The 17,284-nt window shown below is 71.2% G+C and carries 17 protein-coding genes; 11 read left to right on the forward strand and 6 right to left on the reverse strand.

What is annotated here, in order from left to right:
• Positions 1 to 20 precede the first annotated feature (20 nt).
• The 3 genes from cybH (at position 21) to rpoH (ending at position 2,880) form a co-directional block, all read left to right on the forward strand.
• A complete protein-coding gene (gene cybH / locus HL658_RS09715; protein ID WP_180281765.1) occupies positions 21 to 779 on the forward strand; it encodes a Ni/Fe-hydrogenase, b-type cytochrome subunit in 759 nt (252 codons plus the stop codon).
• Positions 776 to 1,453 carry a phosphoglycolate phosphatase gene (gene gph / locus HL658_RS09720; protein ID WP_180281766.1) on the forward strand — a complete coding sequence of 226 codons (678 nt, stop codon included), beginning with the start codon at positions 776 to 778 and terminating at the stop codon, positions 1,451 to 1,453. Before cybH ends, gph begins: the two co-directional genes overlap by 4 nt.
• Before the next feature lie 497 nt (positions 1,454 to 1,950).
• Positions 1,951 to 2,880: an RNA polymerase sigma factor RpoH gene (gene rpoH, locus HL658_RS09725; RefSeq protein ID WP_246337407.1), complete on the forward strand. Its 930-nt coding sequence runs from the start codon at positions 1,951 to 1,953 to the stop codon at positions 2,878 to 2,880.
• 27 nt (positions 2,881 to 2,907) lie between these two features.
• Here rpoH and HL658_RS09730 read toward each other — a convergent pair whose 3' ends face one another.
• The 4 genes from HL658_RS09730 to HL658_RS09745 are packed head-to-tail and all read right to left on the reverse strand — an operon-like array spanning position 2,908 to position 5,464.
• Positions 2,908 to 3,456: a biotin transporter BioY gene (locus HL658_RS09730; protein ID WP_343055042.1), complete on the reverse strand. Its 549-nt coding sequence runs from the start codon at positions 3,454 to 3,456 to the stop codon at positions 2,908 to 2,910.
• A 4-nt stretch (positions 3,457 to 3,460) separates the two neighbouring features.
• Complete coding sequence (locus HL658_RS09735) at positions 3,461 to 4,087, reverse strand: energy-coupling factor transporter transmembrane component T family protein (protein WP_343055043.1); 627 nt, start codon at positions 4,085 to 4,087, stop codon at positions 3,461 to 3,463.
• Positions 4,084 to 4,797, reverse strand: coding sequence for an energy-coupling factor ABC transporter ATP-binding protein (locus HL658_RS09740; RefSeq protein WP_343055044.1), 714 nt, complete (start codon positions 4,795 to 4,797; stop codon positions 4,084 to 4,086). Before HL658_RS09740 ends, HL658_RS09735 begins: the two co-directional genes overlap by 4 nt.
• 46 nt (positions 4,798 to 4,843) lie before the next feature.
• The gene (locus HL658_RS09745) at positions 4,844 to 5,464 is read right to left on the reverse strand and encodes a DUF1989 domain-containing protein (RefSeq protein ID WP_180281767.1); all 621 of its coding nucleotides are present in this window, start codon (positions 5,462 to 5,464) and stop codon (positions 4,844 to 4,846) included.
• A 239-nt stretch (positions 5,465 to 5,703) separates the two neighbouring features.
• On the opposite strand from HL658_RS09745, the gene HL658_RS09750 reads away from it, so the two are divergent.
• The 8 genes from HL658_RS09750 to HL658_RS09785 all read left to right on the forward strand — a co-directional run bounded on the left by HL658_RS09750 (position 5,704) and on the right by HL658_RS09785 (position 15,587).
• Positions 5,704 to 6,948, forward strand: a complete 1,245-nt coding sequence (locus tag HL658_RS09750) for a M20 family metallo-hydrolase (protein ID WP_180281768.1) — start codon at positions 5,704 to 5,706, stop codon at positions 6,946 to 6,948.
• A gap of 101 nt (positions 6,949 to 7,049) precedes the next feature.
• A complete protein-coding gene (locus HL658_RS09755) occupies positions 7,050 to 7,988 on the forward strand; it encodes a LysR family transcriptional regulator (RefSeq protein ID WP_180281769.1) in 939 nt (312 codons plus the stop codon).
• Positions 7,989 to 8,027: 39 nt separating this feature from the next.
• The gene (locus HL658_RS09760) at positions 8,028 to 8,636 is read left to right on the forward strand and encodes a DUF1989 domain-containing protein (protein WP_180281770.1); all 609 of its coding nucleotides are present in this window, start codon (positions 8,028 to 8,030) and stop codon (positions 8,634 to 8,636) included.
• 171 nt (positions 8,637 to 8,807) lie between these two features.
• Positions 8,808 to 10,340: a hypothetical protein gene (locus HL658_RS09765; protein ID WP_180281771.1), complete on the forward strand. Its 1,533-nt coding sequence runs from the start codon at positions 8,808 to 8,810 to the stop codon at positions 10,338 to 10,340.
• Between the two features lie 57 nt (positions 10,341 to 10,397).
• Entirely contained in the window at positions 10,398 to 11,720 is a 1,323-nt protein-coding gene (locus HL658_RS09770; RefSeq protein WP_180281772.1) for a tetratricopeptide repeat protein, read from the forward strand.
• Positions 11,717 to 12,949 carry a WavE lipopolysaccharide synthesis family protein gene (locus tag HL658_RS09775; RefSeq protein WP_180281773.1) on the forward strand — a complete coding sequence of 411 codons (1,233 nt, stop codon included), beginning with the start codon at positions 11,717 to 11,719 and terminating at the stop codon, positions 12,947 to 12,949. The genes HL658_RS09770 and HL658_RS09775 overlap by 4 nt, the downstream gene beginning before the upstream one ends.
• A 67-nt stretch (positions 12,950 to 13,016) precedes the next feature.
• Entirely contained in the window at positions 13,017 to 14,105 is a 1,089-nt protein-coding gene (locus HL658_RS09780; protein ID WP_196242153.1) for an apurinic/apyrimidinic endonuclease family protein, read from the forward strand.
• A 69-nt stretch (positions 14,106 to 14,174) separates the two neighbouring features.
• Positions 14,175 to 15,587 (forward strand): sensor domain-containing diguanylate cyclase, encoded by a 1,413-nt coding sequence (locus HL658_RS09785; RefSeq protein ID WP_246337408.1) that lies wholly within the window; start codon positions 14,175 to 14,177, stop codon positions 15,585 to 15,587.
• 26 nt (positions 15,588 to 15,613) lie between these two features.
• Here HL658_RS09785 and HL658_RS09790 read toward each other — a convergent pair whose 3' ends face one another.
• Entirely contained in the window at positions 15,614 to 16,783 is a 1,170-nt protein-coding gene (locus HL658_RS09790; RefSeq protein ID WP_180281774.1) for an MFS transporter, read from the reverse strand.
• 21 nt (positions 16,784 to 16,804) lie between these two features.
• Positions 16,805 to 17,122, reverse strand: coding sequence for a cupin domain-containing protein (locus HL658_RS09795; protein ID WP_180281775.1), 318 nt, complete (start codon positions 17,120 to 17,122; stop codon positions 16,805 to 16,807).
• Positions 17,123 to 17,284 lie beyond the last annotated feature (162 nt).

Consider the following 17,284-nt stretch of genomic DNA (forward strand, 5'->3'; position numbering starts at 1 on the left):
CGGCCGGGGAGGGTCCACCCATGACCACCGTCAGCAACCCGCCGGGCGCCGCCACCCGCGCCACCCCCACCCTGGTGCTGGAGGACGTGCCGGCGGCCCCAGTACGGTCCTACAAGGCCGTCTACGTCTACGAGGTGCCGGTCCGCCTGTGGCACTGGATCAACGCGCTGTGCATCACCGTGCTGGCCGTCACCGGCTACTTCATCGGCAGCCCGTTGCCGACCCAGCCGGGGGAGGCCAGCGCCAATTTCCTGATGGGCTACATCCGCTTCTTCCACTTCGCGGCGGCCTATGTCTTCGCCATCGGCTTCGTGGGGCGGATCTACTGGGCCTTCGTCGGCAACCACCACGCCCGCCAGCTCTTCCGCTTCCCCTTCTGGAACGGTCACTGGTGGCGCGAGGTGTGGACGGAGGCGCGCTGGTACCTGTTCCTGGAGGCGCGGCCGAAGAAGTATGTCGGCCACAACCCGCTGGCACAGCTCGCCATGTTCTGGGCGATCGGGGTCGGCAGCGCGTTCATGATCGTGACCGGCTTCGCGCTCTACGGCGAGGGCGCGCAGGCAGGAAGCTGGCAGGACCGGCTGTTCGGCTGGGTCATCCCGCTGTTCGGCCAGAGCCAGGATGTGCACACTTGGCACCATCTGGGCATGTGGGTCATCATCCTGTTCGTGATCGTCCACATCTACGCCGCCGTCCGGGAGGACATCATGTCGAGACAGTCCATCATCTCCACCATGGTCAGCGGTGTCCGCACCTTCAAGGACGACGCTTCGGAATGACGGGACGGCCCCGCGCGGTCGTCTTCGACCTGGACGGCACGTTGTGCGACAGCGTGCCGGACCTCACCGCCGCCCTGAACCGGGTGCTGGAGGAGCAGGGGCGCCCGCCCCTGCCCGCCGCCACCGTGCGCACCCTGGTGGGCGACGGTGCGGCGGTGCTGGTCCGCCGTGCGCTGGCCGAGTTCGGCGGCCTGCCGCCGGAGGGGGCCGAGCCGCACATCGCGCGTTTCATCGCCCTCTACGAGGCCGACCCGTCCGCCCGCACCCGGCTGTTCCCCGGCGTGGCGGAGACGCTGGGCCGGCTGGTGGAGGCGGGTGCCGTGCTCGGCGTCTGCACCAACAAGCCGCTGCGCGCCACGCGGCGGCTTCTTTCCGACCTCGGCATCGCCGCGCGCTTCACCGCGGTGGTGGGTGGCGACAGCTACCCGACCCGCAAGCCCTCGCCCGAGCCGCTGCTGGGCGTGCTGGCGGCGTTGGGCGTCGCCCCGGCCGACGCGGCCTATGTCGGCGACAACGAGCACGACGCCGCGACCGGTCTCGCCGCCGGTGTGCCGCGGGTCCTGCTGCTGCGCTACGGCTACGCCCGCGTGCCCTACGAGGAGCTGGCCCCGCCCGGCGGCCCGGTGGAACTGCTCGACGGCTTCGTGGACGTGCCGCGGGTGCTGGGCTTTTAGACGCGGCCCGCGATCGGCCACTTGACGGGCCATCCCCGCTTCCCATATGCGGGGCGTTCGTCGGGAGCCGCGTGCACGCACGCCGCCCCGCCTCTTGAATGCCGGCCATACCCGCCCATATGGGAAGGGTATCGGGCCGATGTGCCCGGTCGAATCGTCGATCGGGGCGCCGGCGTCTTGAAAGCGTCCCCTTTCGGCACCATATCAAAGTTCGTGGCAGCGTTGGGCTGCGACGGATGTTGAATGCGGGTCGGCGCTTGCGTGCCACGCCCGCGGGGATCCGACCGATTTCATGATCCACCCCTAACGCTCGGAACCGGACGTGCCGTATGGCAGCCGTGGTTCCGCTCCCGCCGGCCTTCTTCGGCGGCGGGGCTGTTGAAATCGCGCCGCGATGCGACGCGCGCAAGGCCGGCAGCGTCGAATGCCGGTCCCCGAACGCTGTTGACAGGAAGGTCCGGGGCGCCCGCGGGCGCCGGATCGGGGAGACGTTGTCGATGTCGATGGAGAACCGTACCCAGTCCGCCGAGCCGATGCAGCTCTACCTGCAGGAGGCTCGCAAGTACGAGTATCTGACGCCCGAGAAGGAACGGGAATACGCCACCCGCTGGCGCAACGACGGCGACCGTCTGGCTCTCGACCGGCTGGTCGGCAGCCATCTGCGCCTCGTGTTCAAGCTCGCCCGGGGCTATCAGGGCTATGGCCTGCCCATCGCCGATCTGGTGGCGGAGGGCAATGTCGGCCTGATGCAGGCCGCGGAGAAGTTCGATCCGGAGAAGGGTTTCCGCTTCGCCACCTACGCGTCCTGGTGGGTGCGCGCGGCGATCCAGGAGTATGTGCTGCACAACTGGTCGCTGGTGAAGATCGGCACCACGGCGGCGCAGAAGAAGCTGTTCTTCAGCCTGCGCCGGCTGAAAGCCCGTATGGAGGAGCTGGACAACGGCGACCTGTCGCCGGAGGCGGTCGCCTACATCGCCACCGAGCTGGACGTGCCGGAGACAGAGGTGGTGGAGATGAACCGCCGCTTGACCAACGACAGCTCGCTGAACGCGCCCTTCGGTGAGGAGGGCGACAGTGAGTGGCAGGACCAGCTCACCGACGACCGCGCCAGCCAGGAGTCCCTTGTCGGCGATGCCGAGGAGCGCCGGGAGCGGCTGAGCTTCCTGAAGCTGGGGCTGGAGGCGCTGGATGACCGCGAGCGCGCCATTCTGGTCGCCCGCCGGCTGGCCGACGAGCCGCAGACGCTGGAGGAGCTGAGCGCCCGCTTCCACGTCTCCCGCGAGCGGGTGCGCCAGCTCGAGGTGCGCGCCTTCGAAAAGGTGCAGAAGGCGGTGCTGGCGCGCAGCCGTGCCCAGCAGATCGCGGCGGCCGACAAGGGTCGGGACTGGGGCCGAGGGGAGATGAGCCGGGCGCTGATCAGCGCCTGATCCCCTCCCCTGTGACGGTCGGCGCCTTCAGACAGGCATCGGACGCACGCGGCGCACGGTGGCGGCCACGGCCGCCGCCGCCGCGGCCTTGATCAGGTCGCCCGGCACGAAGGCCAGCGTACCCATGGCTGCCTTCTCCAACGGCAGCCCGCTGACCAGCCACAACCACGCGATGCCACCGGCGTAGACGGCGCCGATGCCGCCCAGCGCGCAGCAGACGAACAGCGGCAGCGGCCGGGTGCCGGCGGTCATGCGGCGGGCCAGCCAGCCCACCGCGAAGGCGCCGACCGGCCAGGACAGGATGAAGCCGCCGGTCGGCCCCATCAGCACGCCAAGCCCGCCGCGCCCGCCCGGCAGGACGGGCAGCCCGATCGCCACCAGCAGCACGAACAGCGCCAGAGCCAGGAAGCCCAGCCGCGGCCCCAGGATCGCGCCGGCCAGCATGACGCCCAGCGTCTGCGCGGTGATCGGCACCGGCAGGAAACCGATCGGGATCGGAGGCACCACGCCCAACGCCGCCACCACGGCGGCGAACAGCGCGCAGAGCACCATGGCGCGCGTGTCGAGACTGCTCACACCCCTACTCCTTCCTCACGCCGCCCGTCGGATCGTAGCCGCGGGCCTCCAAAGCCTCCGTCAGCGCGTCGGCCAATCCCAACACCTTGACCACGAGCGGCACGAGGAGCGCAAGCACGCTGCGCTCCACCCCACGCGCCCGCTGGGCCATGCGGATGTCCTGCACCTGCCCGACCAGCAGCGGGATCAGGCGGATGGTCAGGGCGAGCATCAGAGCCATCTTCTCCGGATCGACGCCCAGCGGGCGCAGCACGGCGAAGACGCGCTCGAACACCGCCGTCATGTCGCCGATGCGGGTGGTCAGAGTGACCAGCGTCGCCAGCAGCACCAGCACGGCGAAGCGCAGCGTCGTCACCAGCCCTTCCCGCCAGCCGCCGTCGGTGAACAGCGCCTGCACGCCGAAGAAGATCAGCATGATCAGGAACAGCGGACGGAGCTGCGTCAGCACCGTCTTCACCGGCAGCCGCGCCAGCCGCAGCAGCCACAGCACCAGCGCGGCGCCGGCCAGTGGGCCCGTCCAGCCCGGCCACGCCAGCAGCCCGACCGTCGCCGCGACCAGCGCCGCCAGCTTCGCCCCCGCCGGCCAGCGGTGCACGGGGGAATCGCGGTGCAGGTAGAGGCCGAGGATCACGACAGCCGCTCCACATAGGCGGCGAGCGCCGGCGACGGCGCGTCGTCCACCACCACCCGGCCGCGGTCCAGCACCAGCACGCGGTCGAAGCCGGCGATCAGGTCGAGGTCGTGGGTGACCACGATCGCGCGCTGCTCCAGCGCGGCGATGACCTCCGCCACGCGGCGGCGGTTGCGCAGGTCGAGCAGGGTGGTCGGCTCGTCGAACACCACGTAGGCCGGCTCCAGCACGAGCACCGCGGCGATGGCGAGCAACTGCTTCTCTCCGCCGCTGAGGGTGTGGGCGGCCTGGTGGCGCTGCTCCTCCAGCCCGTAGCGGCGGAGCATGGCGTCCACCCGCGCCGCGATCTCGGGTCGCGCCATGCCGCGCGCCTTCAGACCGAAGCCCAGATCCTCCTCCACCGTGGGATAGACGATCTGCAGGTCGGGGTTCTGGAAGACGAAGCCGACGCGGCGGCGCACCGCGCGGCCGTCCTTGCGGGTGTCGAGCCCGTCCACCGTCACCCGCCCCTCCTCCGGCACCACCAGCCCGTTGAGCAGCCGGGCGAAGCTGCTCTTGCCGGAGCCGTTGTGGCCGACCACGGCGACCCGCCGCTCCGTCAGGGTCAGGGTGATGCCGTCCAGCACCGGCCGCTCGTCGTAGCGGTGCCGGACGTCGTGAAGCTCGATCATCAGCCGGTGCCGCCGTTCCTTGCCTGGGTCCGGCGGCATCCTAGCATCCGAAACGGCCGGCGGGTCTACGCGCTCGGCATGGCGCTCATGCCGGGCGGCTGACCACGAGGCGGATGGGCGACGGCGCGCCGCCGCAGCAGGGGTTCAGCTCCTGCGGGCAGTTGGAGATGACGACGATCACGTCCTTCTCGCAGCGCAGATCAACGTAATCGCCGGGCTTGGAGATGCCGTCGGCGATGGCGATGTGCCCCTCCCCGTCCACCGGAACATGCATGAAGAAATTGACGTTGGGCGGGATGTCGCGCCCGTCCATGCCGAGCTCACCCAGCGCGGCCAGGAAATTGTCGCGGCAGGCGAGGTCGCCCGGCTTGCCGTAGCGGACGAGGTTGATCTCGCGGCTGCAGCAGCCGGCCAGCGTGTCGTGCCGCCCCACCGTGTCCTCCACGATGGTCATCAGCGGCTGCGCCAGATCGTCGTAGAGCACGCAGCCCTTGGACAGATAGACGCTGCCGGCCAGCTTGACGGTGTTGGGGGCGTTGTAGCGCACGTCGGTGCGTTCGGCGTCGTAGACCAGCGTGTCGACCGCCTGGCAGCCCTCCAGGTCGACGATGCGCAGGACCGAGCCCTTCTCCAGCCGCCGGTGCCAATAGGCACGCGCGGGAAGGACCTCGTCGCTGAGGACGATGGGGTTGACGGTGTCAGGCATGGCGGGGGCGGGCTCCCGGAGGTTGCGGTTGCCGCGAATCGCAGCAAGTGCCGTGCCACCCCACGGGTCCAAATCAGGCGTTACATCGGGCCGGTGCGATGTATGATGGGCGATCAGGGCCGGGGAACGGATGGTCATCGGTGCGGCAAGCGCCCATGATTTCGGCACACGGTGCCGGTCCGGGCAAAAGTGACATCGGCTCGTCCGATCTTACGGGCGTACGGGAAAGGAGCGGGACCATGGCGACCAGCAGGGCCAGCGCGTTCGTGGACAAGGACCGCCTGTGGCGGCGCCACGCGGCGATGGCGGCGTTCGGGGCGATTCCCGGCAACGGCGTGAACCGCGCCGCTCTGTCGGCCGAGGACATCGAGGCGCGGCGGACCTTCGTCGCCTGGGGGGCGGAGCGCGGCTACGCCGCCTTCACCGACGCCATCGGCAACCTGTTCCTGCGCCGCCCTGGCCGCGACCCGGCGGCTGCCCCGGTGCTGACCGGCAGTCATCTGGACAGCCAGCCGCGCGGCGGCCGGTTCGACGGGACCTACGGCGTTTTGGCCGGGCTGGAGGCGCTGGAGGCGCTGGACGACGCCGGCATCGCCACGGAGCGGCCGATCGAGGTGGTGTCCTGGACCAACGAGGAGGGCAGCCGCTTCCAGCCCGGCACCATGGGGTCGGTGGCCTTCATCGGGCTGCGCAGCCCGGCCGACTTCGCCGACGTCCGCGACGCCGCCGGGGTGCCCTTCACCGCCGAACTGGCGCGGGCCCTGGCCGCCCTGCCGCAGGCGACGCCGCGGCCCTTCGGCTGGCCGGTGCACGCCTTCGTCGAGGCGCACATCGAGCAGGGCCCGGTCCTCTACGACCGCGGGGAGACCATCGGGGCGGTCGACAGCATCCAGGGTGCGCGCTGGTTCCAGGTGGAATTGCGCGGGGAGACCAGCCACGCCGGCACCACGCCGCTCGCCGCCCGCCGCGACGCGGTGCAGGCCGCCGTCCGCTGCATCGCCGGGCTGAACGACCTGATGCACGACCCGGCCGACGTGCTGCGCTTCACCGTCGGGCGGGTGGATGTGGAGCCGAACGTGCCGAACTCCGTCGCCAGCCGGGCCGCCTTCACCATCGACCTGCGCCACCCCGAGGCCACCGTGCTCGCCGCGCGCGGCGAGCGTATCGCGGAGGTCTGCCGCGCCGCCGCCGGTGCTTGCGCCGTCGCGGTGTCGGAGACACTGAGCATGCCCCCCTGCCGCTTCGACGCCGGCATCGTGGACCGCGTCGAGCATCACGCCCAGGCACTCGGCCTGCCTGTGCGACGCATGCCGTCCGGCGCCTTCCACGACGCCGGCTACATGGCCGGCTTCTGCCCGACCGCCATGATCTTCATCCCCTGCGAACGCGGCATCAGCCACAACGAGGCCGAAAACGCCACCCCCGACGACCTCGCCGCCGGCGCCCGGGTGCTGGCCGAGGTGCTGGTCGATCTTGCGGGATGAGCATTGACGCCCTCTCCCGCCGGAGGCGGGCGAGGGAGGCTTTCGCGAGGCTTGCGGTTCAGATATGTTCACATCGACAAGCATCGATGTGAACATCCGCCATGACTCCTCCGGACCTGCCCGACCTCACCGCCGCGGATCTGCGGCTGCTGCGCGTGTTCATGACGGTAGCGGAGTGCGGCAGCTTCGCCGCGGCGCAGATCGAGCTGAACGTCCGGCAATCGACGCTGAGCACCCAGATGGCCACGCTGGAGGCGCGGCTGGGAGAGAAGCTGTGCCGGCGCGGGCGCGGCGGCTTCGAGCTGACGGAGAAGGGGCGCGTCGTCTACGACGCCGGCCGCCAGCTCTTCGCCGGGCTCGCCGCCTTCCAGGACCATTTGTCGGGTATCCGCACGCGGCTGACGGGGGAACTGCACCTCGCCATCGTGGACAACGTGGCGACCAACCCGGCCAACCGGCTGTCCGACGCGATCGACCGCTTCAAGCGGCGGGAGAACGAGGTGGAGATCCGGTTGGAGCTGCTGCCGCCGGCGGAGATCGAGCGCGGCGTGCTGGAGGGGCGCTTCCACCTCGGCATCGCCCCCTTCTTCCAGCATGTGCCGGGGCTGGATTACGCGCCGCTGTTCCGCGAGGCGCAGGCGCTCTATTGCGGGGCGCGCCACCCGCTGCACGCCCGCGCCGACCCGCTGTTGCCGATGGAGGCCATCCGCGAGGCCGCCTACGTCGCCCGCGGCTACATGGCCAAGGCGCGGCTGCCGCAGCTTGCCGACCTCGAACCGGCGGCGACCGCCGTGCACATGGAGGCGATCGCCCTGTTCATCCTGTCCGGCCGATACATCGGCTATCTGCCGGAGCACTACGCCGCCCAGTGGGTGGCGATCGGGGAGATGCGGGCGCTGCGCCCGGACCAGTTGCGCTACCAGTCCCGATTCGAGGTGGCGACGCTGCATCGGCTGCCGCAGCCGCTGGTGCTGGCAACCTTCCTGCAGGATCTGCGCGATGCCCACGCCACGGTACTTTCATCGGAAACTACGATGTAATAAGATGGCCTTGCAAAGCAACCGGGAGGCCGGAGACCGATGAGCGAGACCAGCGAGCTGCACACCCTTCCCGCCCGCAGCGGCCGTGCCGTGCGGCTGAAGAAGGGTCAATCCATCCGGATCATCAACACCCACGGCCAGCAGGTGGTCGATACCTGGGCCTTCAACGCCGAGGATCTGCGCGAGTTCATGTCGATGGAGCATCTGCGCCCGACCATCGGCAGCATCCGCCCGACCGCGGGCCACAAGCTCCACACCAACCGTCGCCGGCCGATCCTGACCTTCGTGGAGGACACCTCCCCCGGCATCCACGACACGCTGATGGCGGCCTGCGACAACTACCGGTACGGGCTGCTCGGCTGCACCGAATACCACGACAACTGCACCGACAACCTGTTTGCCGGCATGCAAAGGCTGGGCCTGACCCCACCGGAATGCCCGAGCCCGCTGAACCTGTGGATGAACATCCCCGTGCACGCCGACGGCAGCACCGAATGGGGCGTGCCGGTCTCCAAGCCCGGCGACCATGTGGTGCTGCGGGCGGAGATGGACTGCGTCGTCGCCATGTCGGCCTGCCCGCAGGACATCCTGCCGATCAACGGTGAGAACCTCAAGCCGACCGAGGCGCACTACCAGGTGCTCGATTGACACCGATGGGCGCGGCGGCGTCCACCCCGGTGAGGGGGGAGTCACCGCCACGCCACGGTCCGACAAAACCGCATAAAATTCTAACTAACTTGGATTGAATCCCGTTCACAAGCCCGGCTCCCCTGCGCTACCATGGCGGCATCAATCCACGCCAGGGATGGCCCGCCGGGGATGGACGTGACGGCAAGCAACGCACAGACGCGGGAGCGGCTGGACGATTTCTTCGGACAGCTGAGCATCGCCAGCCGGAAGAAGGTGCTGGGCGCGCTCCGGGACTCCGGGGCGGACGCCGGTTCGCCGGAGCGGGTGGTCGTCGATGCGGTGATCTCGTCGCTCAACCACCGCCGCCGGCACCACGCCATGCGGCTGTGGATGGGTTGTTTGGCGCCGGTGCTGGTCCACACCCCGACACTGCTGCACACGCACGAGCGGCTGCCGCACCTGCTGCACCGGGTGGACGCGATTGCGTGGTGGCAGACGCTGGAGCCGATGATCAAGGCGCCGGCCGCGTCAGCCCAGGCCTTCGTCACCGCGCGCTGCCGCGACGCGGCGATCGACGACGTGATCGCCAGCGAGGAGGCCGCCGTCCTGGCGGAGGAGCTGCGGCGCCAAAGTGCGGCGGCGCTGTCCGGCATCAATCGCAACGACGGCACGCGCCACCGCTTCCTGGCGTCGGTCAACGCGCAGCGCCGCTCCATCCTGCGCGCGCAGAAGCTGGGCTGGGCGCCGCCGCTGGGGCCGGAGGATCTGTCGAGCCTGATCGCCATGCTGGGCGCCGCCCCGGAGTGGCGCGAGGCGTTGCGCGACGTGGACGATGCCATGCCCCCGGCGGCACGGCTGATGCGGCTGGTCGACGTTCCCGGCCGGCCGATGCTGGCCCTCGCCCACGCCTACGCCACGCTGGACCCGCGTCTGGCGGCCGACAAGCGCGGCATTCCCGGCGGCTGGGTGATCCGCGACGGGCTGGTCGCGGTGTTCGCGCATCTGGGCCACCGCCTGGTGGAACGTCTGGCGGAGATCGTGCCGACCCGCGGGTCCTTGCGCCTGCACAGCACCGAGGCCCCGCCGCTGTCGCAGGAGATCGAGCGCTGGTTCCTCTGGCACGACCTCGCGGTCGCCGCCGGCGGGCGGGAGCGTGACACCGCGGAGCGGCTGTCGGAGGGGATGGAGCAGCTCGTCCAGCAGGTCAACAACCTGCTCCTGCCCTATCTCGACCGGATGGTCGGATCGGGAGAGCCACGTCAGGACTGGAGCACGCTGCTGCCCAAGGTGGCCGATGTCGGCGCGCTGCGGAACGGGCTGAAGCGCCGCGCCCACGGGGCCGAGTTGGAAGGCTGGTCGAAGAGCGCCTGCGATCACGTCTACCGCATGTTCCGGCGGGAATGCGCGCTCGGCGGCGGGGCGGACTTCGCCGTGCTCGCCACGCTGGCGCGGCTGGCCGTCTGCATGGACATGCCGATGCCGGTGGCGGCCACCAGCGGCAATCTGGTCGCCGCCGCCCGCCGCCGGCTGGACGAGCCGACGCCGCTCTCCGCGCTGGAAGCGCCGCTGATGGAGCGGCTTATCACCGTCTGCAATGAGGCCCGCTTCCGCAACGGCCGCTGGACCCCGCCGGAGGTGACCGACCTGCTGGAGGCGGCGACGGGACACCCGCTGCTGGCGCGCCGCGCCCCGGCGCATCCCGCGACGGGCTGGCCGCAATAACGTCGCCGCACCAACTTCGGGGTGCATCGACGCGGGAGTCCGACTAGTTTGCCGGCCATGACCACCGTCGGCATCCCGGACACTGACGATCCCACCGCGCTGCACGGGCTGGCCAAGGACCGCTTCCGCGCCGGCGACTACGATGTGGCGCTGCGCTGCCTGCAGGCACTTCTGCTCCGTTGGCCGGCGGACACGTCGGCGTGGCAGGACCTTGCCATCGTGCTGCACAATGTGGGGGCGACCTGCGTCAACGCCCGCGTGCCGGGGGCGGCCATCCGGCCACTGCGCACGGCCCTGGCGATCGATCCCGCCCTGGCACCGGCGCGCGCTGCGCTGGCGGAGGCCCTGTTCGGCGAGGGCAGGAGGCTGGTGGACCTGGGCCGCTACGACGAGGCGGTCGCCCTGTACACCCGCGCCGCGGCCATCCAGCCCGATCGGCACGACATCCGCTACTACGCCATGTTCGCCCATCTCTGGCGGGACGACTACGCCGCCGCCTGGGACCCGGAGGTCTGGCGCCGGGTGTTCTGCGCCGTGTCGCCCCGGCTGTGGGACGGGCAAAGCGACGTGGCCGACATGCTGGTCACGCACGAGAACGGGCTGGGCGACCTGCTGCAGTTCGCGCGCTGCCTGCCCGGCCTTGCCGGGCGCTTCGGCCGCATCTTTCTGCGCACCAACGCACGCTGCCTGCCGCTGCTGCGGAACCCGCATCTGCGGCTGTTCGGCGGCGCGCTGGCCGACCGGATCACCGTCCTGGGCCCGGACGAGGAGGTGGCCTACGACCGCCATTGCGAGCTGTTCGGCCTGTTCATGGCGACCGGCCTGACGCCGGGGACCCTGACGACACGGCCGCCCTACCTGAGCGTTGCCGAACCGCTGAAGGCGGCGTGGGCCGCGGTGCTCGACGCCCACGCCGCGGGACGACGGCTTCGGGTCGGGCTGTCCTGGGGGGCGCTGGGCGGTGGGGCGAACCCGCGGACTGTCGATGCGACCGCCCTGCGCCCGCTGCTCGACCACTTCCCCGACGTGCTGTTCGTGTGTCTGCAGGCCGACGAAGCGAAGGCCGGCCTGTTCGCCGGACCGCCGGCGGACAATCTCCTGGACCTCGGCGTGCGCGACATCGCCGCGACCGCGGCGGTCATCGCCAATCTGGACCTGGTCGTCGTCGCCGACAGCGGGCTCGCCCACCTCGCCGGGGCGCTGGGGACGGAGGTCTGGCTGCTGCTCGGACGGCTGTGCGACTGGCGCTGGCACCGTGCGGGCGTCACCAGCGACTGGTATCCTCAGGCGCGGCTGTTCCGGCAGGAGGTGGACGGCGACTGGAGCGGCCCCGTTGCCGCGGTCGAGGCGGCGCTGCGCCACCGCACCGGCCGGCCATGATAGCGCCGGACGAGGTCAGCGTCGTCGTCCAGGGGCCGTGGGATCCGGAACACACCCCCCGCTGCCTGGACAGCGTCGCCATGGTCCTGCCGGGCGCGGAGGTGATCCTGTCCGTGTGGAAAGCGCCACCCGCGTTCGACACCGCGGGAGTGCGCGCCGACACGGTGATCCTGAACGCCGATCCCGGCGACACCGACCTCACCGGGCTGCTCGACCCGGCGCAGGAGCGGCGGACCCTGATCACCCGCTGCAACATCAACCGGCAGATCCTGTCCACCCGGAACGCGCTCGCCGTGGCGGGCCGCGCCCACGCGCTGAAGCTGCGCAGCGACATGGCGCTGGATCATGCGGGCTTCCTCGCCCACGCCGCGCGGTTCCGCGGCATCGACGGCCCCTGCCGGGTGTTCGGGGAACGCATCGTCACCACCAGTGCCCGCAGCCCGCGCCGCTCCTTCACCTTCTTCGTTCAGGATTTCTGCTCCTTCGGCCGGCTGGAGGACATGCGCCGGCTGTGGGCGGCACCCCTGTTCCCGCCGCGCGACGCGCTGCTCGCCATGCCGATGGCCGAGCGCGCCGCCCTGCTGCTGGTTCCGGAACAGCATCTGGTGTTGTCCGCCCTGCGGCCGGTGCTGGGTGGCACGGTCCCGTCGAACGCCCTCGATCGTTCCCCGGCGCTGGTCGAGCTGTCGGAGCGGGCGCTGGCCGGCAACTTCGTCTGCCTGGACGCGCACCGCTTGGGCGTGCGTGCCCTGAAGCCGTCCCTGCAATGGATCAACCTGCCGGAGGACCTGAGGCTCCACTGGCTGTGGGTGCTGACGGCCGGCTACGGCGAGTTCCTGTCCTGGTGCCGGCGCCACTGTGGGGAGGCGGTCGATCCCATCATCGCCGAGTGCGGCGAGGAGTATGCGACGGCGGTGGCCGACGTGGCGGTCAAGGCGTCGCTCATCCCCGACGGCGAACGCATGGACGGAAACCGGCTGATGGAGCTTGGCGTGCAGGCGCACGCCGCCGGGCGGCTGGACGACGCGGCGGAGGCCTACGCCACGCTGCTGGCGGCGGAGCCCGATCATCCACGGGTCAATCTCGCCCTGGGGGCGCTGCTGCTCCAGCGCGGCGAGACGGACGCGGGCCGGCAGCGGCTGGATGCGGCGGTGCGGGGCGCGCCCGGCCTGCGCCCGACCTGCGAGGCGCTGATGCGGCGCTTCGCTCCGGGCGGGGCCGGCGGCTGACGCGCCCCCATGGTCGCAACCCGGTGGCGCGCACATATCAGGCTGCCCGAAACGCCGGAGACAGCCGTTGCCGTCCGTCGCCCCGCCCATCGAGCCCGCCACTCCCCGCCTTGGCTGGTGCTGCCAGTTCATCCCGCCGGACGGAGACGCCGAGACGGCGCGGCGGATGAACCCTGGCACCGTCACCGTGGCGGCCCTCTCCCGCCTCGGCGGCGCGCGGGCGGTGGAGAAGCTGGTCGAGGTTCTCGGCCGCAACCTCCAGGCGCTGCACCTCCAGCTCGCCGAGGTGGCGCGGCACCCGCCCTACCGGCGATTGCTTCGGGTGAACAGCGGGTTGCTACCGGTCTACACCCACGCCGTCGGGCGCCCGATCTACGCCGAGACCGCGGTGCGGGAGCTGGTCGAGAAGGGGCTGGAGCACGCCGGCCGCAAGGCGCGGGAGGCCGGCATCCGCATCGGCCTGCACCCCGACCAGTTCTGCGTGCTGAACAGCGCCAACCCCGCGACGCTGGAGAATGCCGTCGCCGAGCTGGAGTACCACGCCGACATCCTGCGGCTGATGGGCATGGCCGGCGGCTGGCACCCGCTGGGGGCGCATGTGAACATCCACGGCGGCGGCCGGGGCGAGGGCATCGCCGGTTTCCGTCGGGGGCTGGCGCGGCTGTCGGAGGATGCGCGCGGGCTGGTGACGGTGGAGAACGACGAGACGTCCTTCGGCCTGGACGACCTGCTGCCATTGGCGGACGCGGTGCCCATCGTGCTCGACCTGCATCACCACTGGGTGCGGTCGGAGGGTGAATACCTTCGTCCCGACGACCCCCGCGTCGCCACCGTCGCCGCCTCATGGCGCGGCGTGCGGCCATTGGCGCACATCAGCGTGTCGCGCGAGGACTTGCTGGCCGACTGGCCGGACGACCGGCTGCCCGATTTCGCCGCGCTGGCATCGAAAGGGCTGAAGGCGAGGGATCTTCGCGCCCATTCCCGACGTATGTGGAACCATGCGGTGAACCGGCTGGTGGCGGAGCATCTCGCCTGGGCCGATTTCGAGGTCGAGGCGAAGGCCAAGAACCTGGCGGTGGAGGACCTGGAACGGGACGCGCTGCTCGCCGGGGCACTGCCGGCGACGGCCGGAGGTGCGGTGCGGCAAGCCCCTTGATGTCACTGACACATCGCATACCAGGATAGGATAGAATGCGGCTCCGGTGCCGCCCCTGTGACGGTGTGGATGATGAGTGTGTTTGTGGACGATCTGTTTCCTTGCGACGACGGCACCGGAGTCCAACCACCAGCGGAGCGGCCAAGCCCCTGGCCGATCCTGGTGGTTGACGACGACGAGCAGGTGCACGCGATGACGCGCCTGCTGCTGAAGGACTTCGATTTCGACGGCCGTGACTTTGAGATGCTGAGCGCGCATTCGGCGGCGGAGGCGCGGGCGATCCTGGCGGCACGGCCCGACATTCCGGTGGTGCTGCTGGACGTGGTGATGGAGACGCCGGACGCCGGGCTCCAGCTCGTCCACCACATCCGCCGCGAACTGGGCAACCGCCACATCCGGATCATCCTGCGCACCGGCCAGCCGGGGCAGGCGCCGGAACGCGAGGTGGTGGTCGCCTACGACATCAACGATTACCGCAGCAAGAACGACCTCACCTCCAACCGGCTGTTCACCAGCCTGGTCAGCGCTCTGCGCGGCTGGCGGGACCTGACCACCATCGAATGCCTGAACCGGTCGCTGGAGGCGCGGGTCGCCGAACGCACCGCCGAACTGGCGCGCCGGCAGGCGATGGCCGAGGAGCAGACCCGCTTCGTGGAGAATCTTGTCGAGCTGATGCCGAGCCCGGTCTGGTACCAGGAGGCGGGCGGCACCTACCGCATCTGCAACCGCGCCTTCCGCGCGCTGTTCGGCGGCGGCATGGCGACGGTGGGGGCGGACCCGCCGGCGTTTGGCGGGCTGGCCGCGCCGGCGGCCGGCACCGAGCCGCCACCCGCCGTGGAGACCGCGGTGATGGACGCCGACGGGCAGGTCCGCGAGGTGCTGGTGATGCGCAAGGCGCTGGCCGGGCCGGACGGCGGCACGGCGGGGGTGGTGGGCATCGCCATGGACATCACCGAGCGCCGGCGCATGGAGCGCGAGCTGCACCGGCTCGCCATCACCGACCCGCTCAGCGGCACCTACAACCGCCGCCACCTGCTGGACCGGGTGGAGGCGGCGCTGCGCGACGTGGAGGCAGGCAACCGGCCCTTCTGCCTGGTGATGCTCGACATCGACCACTTCAAGCGCATCAACGACGACCACGGTCACGCCGCCGGCGACGAGGCCATCCGCGCCACGGTCGCCGAGATCCGCCGGCACCTGCGCGCCGGCGACAGCGTCGGCCGCATCGGCGGCGAGGAATTCGCGATCCTGCTTCCCGACACCACGCTCGCGGATGCCGGCCGGGTCGCCGAGCGGCTGCGGGTGGGGCTCGCCGCCATGGCGGTGCCGCTGCCGCAGGGCCACAGCCACGGCCTCACCGCCAGTTTCGGCATCACCCAGGCACGGGGAGCGCTGGACAGCATGGAAGCGGTCCTGCACCGCGCCGACCAGGCGCTCTACCGCGCCAAGGCGTTGGGCCGCAACCGCATCGAGCTGGGCTGACCGTCACGCCGGATGACCGGCGGCGGTCACGCCCGCCGGGTGGCGACGGAGCTGTCGAGCGCCAACAGCGCCGCCACCGCCGCGACGCCGAGACCGGCCGACAGCAGCAGCGACCACACGCCGTACCGCTCCATCAGCAGCGCGAACACGAAGGGTGCCGCCGCCTGCGCGAAACGCACAGGGACCATCAGCACGCCCTGCCGCTCGCCGTAGCCGTGCGCGCCGAAGATCACCAGCGGCAGGGTGCCCTTGGCGATGGTGAGGATGCCGTTGCCAGCCCCGTGCACCACCGCGAAGAGCGACGCCGCGGGTCCGCCCAGCGCCAGCAGCGCCACCACCCCCAGCGGGTGGGCGGCGGCGGCGAGCCGGGCCGACAGCAGGGGGTGGAAGCGCTGAAGCACCCCGAACTCCAGCAGCCGCCCGGCGACCTGCGCCGGCCCGACCAGGGCCGCCGCGGCGATGGCCGCGGTCGCCGAGGCACCGGCCGATTCCAGCAGGCGCGGCAGATGCGCCGCCATCGCCGTGCTGGTGAACCACGCGGCGGAGAAGACGAAAGCCAGCAGCACCATCGACCGGTCCAACCCCGGCCGTCCGGTCGCCGGGGCCGCAGGGCCGGCGGCGGGCGGAGCCGGCTGGGTGCCGACCGGCACCAGGAAGCGGTTCAGCGGCAGCCCGAGGCCGAGATGCAGCAGGGCCCACGCAACGCAGGCCCAACGCCAGCCCAGCTCCGCCTCCAACAGCGCGGTGAGCGGCCAGCCCACCGTGCTGGCGAAGCCGGCCAACAGCGTGATGCCGGTGATGGCGCCGCGCGCATCACGGCCGTAAATGCCGGCCAGCGTGGAAAAGGCCGCCTCGTACAGCCCGATCGCCATACCGACGCCCATCACCGCCCAGCCCGCGAACAGCAGGACCGGTCCGCCCGCCGCGGCCAGCGCCAGCAGCCCGGCCGCGAAGATCAGGTTGGACAGCACCAGCACATCGCGCCCGCCCAGCCGGTCGATGCGCCGCCCGGCCGCCGGTCCCAGCGCCGCCGACACCAGCAGCGCCAGCGAGAAGGCCCCGTAGACCCAGCCGGTGGTCAGCCCCAGGTCGCGCGCCATGGGTGCCGCCAGGATCGCCGGCAGATAGTAGCTGGAGGCCCAGGCCAGCGTCTGCGCCGTGCCGAGGGCCAGAACGATCCGTGTGCGTGGGGTCATCGCGGGAGCGGCCGGCAGGCGTCAGCGGGCGGGGCGGAGGTTGACCTCGATCAGCACGGTCTTCTCGACGAACTCGGCGCCGTGCCAGGCCTCCGGCTCGAAGCGGACGACCATGCCGGGGCGCAGCTCGATGGTGCCGGATTCGACCCGAAGGATGGCGTGGCCTTCCAGCACCAGCAGGAACTGCTCGTGATCGTGGCTGTGGCGCCCGGCGATCACACCGGCCTCGATGTCGATGCGTTTCAGGGACGCGCCGTCCCCGACGATCTCGCGCCGCTCGATGCCGTCCGCCGGCACCACCGGCACGTCGTTCCAGGAAACCGCCTCGGTCCTCGGCATGGGCGCGCCCTCCACACAGTTGGCCACATTGTTGGCACGGCAAGCATACGGGACGACGCGCCCGCGGGGCCTGGAAAAAAGCTCATGGCCGACCAGCCTATCAGCGACCGGTCGGGTGGCGCAGCCGGGGAGGTGCGGGAACTTGCCGGCGGCCCGGCTGTC

Source organism: Azospirillum oleiclasticum, from assembly GCF_013423485.1.
Taxonomy (GTDB): domain Bacteria; phylum Pseudomonadota; class Alphaproteobacteria; order Azospirillales; family Azospirillaceae; genus Azospirillum; species Azospirillum oleiclasticum.

Excerpts from the sequence above, each read along its gene's own strand:
- cybH (WP_180281765.1), top strand. The coding sequence starts at position 21 with ATGACCACCGTCAGCAACCCGCCGGGCGCCGCCACCCGCGCCACCCCC.
- gph (WP_180281766.1), top strand. The coding sequence starts at position 776 with ATGACGGGACGGCCCCGCGCGGTCGTCTTCGACCTGGACGGCACGTTG.
- rpoH (WP_246337407.1), top strand. The coding sequence starts at position 1,951 with ATGTCGATGGAGAACCGTACCCAGTCCGCCGAGCCGATGCAGCTCTAC.
- HL658_RS09740 (WP_343055044.1), bottom strand. The coding sequence starts at position 4,797 with ATGCCGCCGGACCCAGGCAAGGAACGGCGGCACCGGCTGATGATCGAG.
- HL658_RS09745 (WP_180281767.1), bottom strand. The coding sequence starts at position 5,464 with ATGCCTGACACCGTCAACCCCATCGTCCTCAGCGACGAGGTCCTTCCC.
- HL658_RS09750 (WP_180281768.1), top strand. The coding sequence starts at position 5,704 with ATGGCGACCAGCAGGGCCAGCGCGTTCGTGGACAAGGACCGCCTGTGG.
- HL658_RS09755 (WP_180281769.1), top strand. The coding sequence starts at position 7,050 with ATGACTCCTCCGGACCTGCCCGACCTCACCGCCGCGGATCTGCGGCTG.
- HL658_RS09760 (WP_180281770.1), top strand. The coding sequence starts at position 8,028 with ATGAGCGAGACCAGCGAGCTGCACACCCTTCCCGCCCGCAGCGGCCGT.
- HL658_RS09765 (WP_180281771.1), top strand. The coding sequence starts at position 8,808 with ATGGACGTGACGGCAAGCAACGCACAGACGCGGGAGCGGCTGGACGAT.
- HL658_RS09770 (WP_180281772.1), top strand. The coding sequence starts at position 10,398 with ATGACCACCGTCGGCATCCCGGACACTGACGATCCCACCGCGCTGCAC.
- HL658_RS09775 (WP_180281773.1), top strand. The coding sequence starts at position 11,717 with ATGATAGCGCCGGACGAGGTCAGCGTCGTCGTCCAGGGGCCGTGGGAT.
- HL658_RS09785 (WP_246337408.1), top strand. The coding sequence starts at position 14,175 with ATGATGAGTGTGTTTGTGGACGATCTGTTTCCTTGCGACGACGGCACC.
- HL658_RS09790 (WP_180281774.1), bottom strand. The coding sequence starts at position 16,783 with ATGACCCCACGCACACGGATCGTTCTGGCCCTCGGCACGGCGCAGACG.
- HL658_RS09795 (WP_180281775.1), bottom strand. The coding sequence starts at position 17,122 with ATGCCGAGGACCGAGGCGGTTTCCTGGAACGACGTGCCGGTGGTGCCG.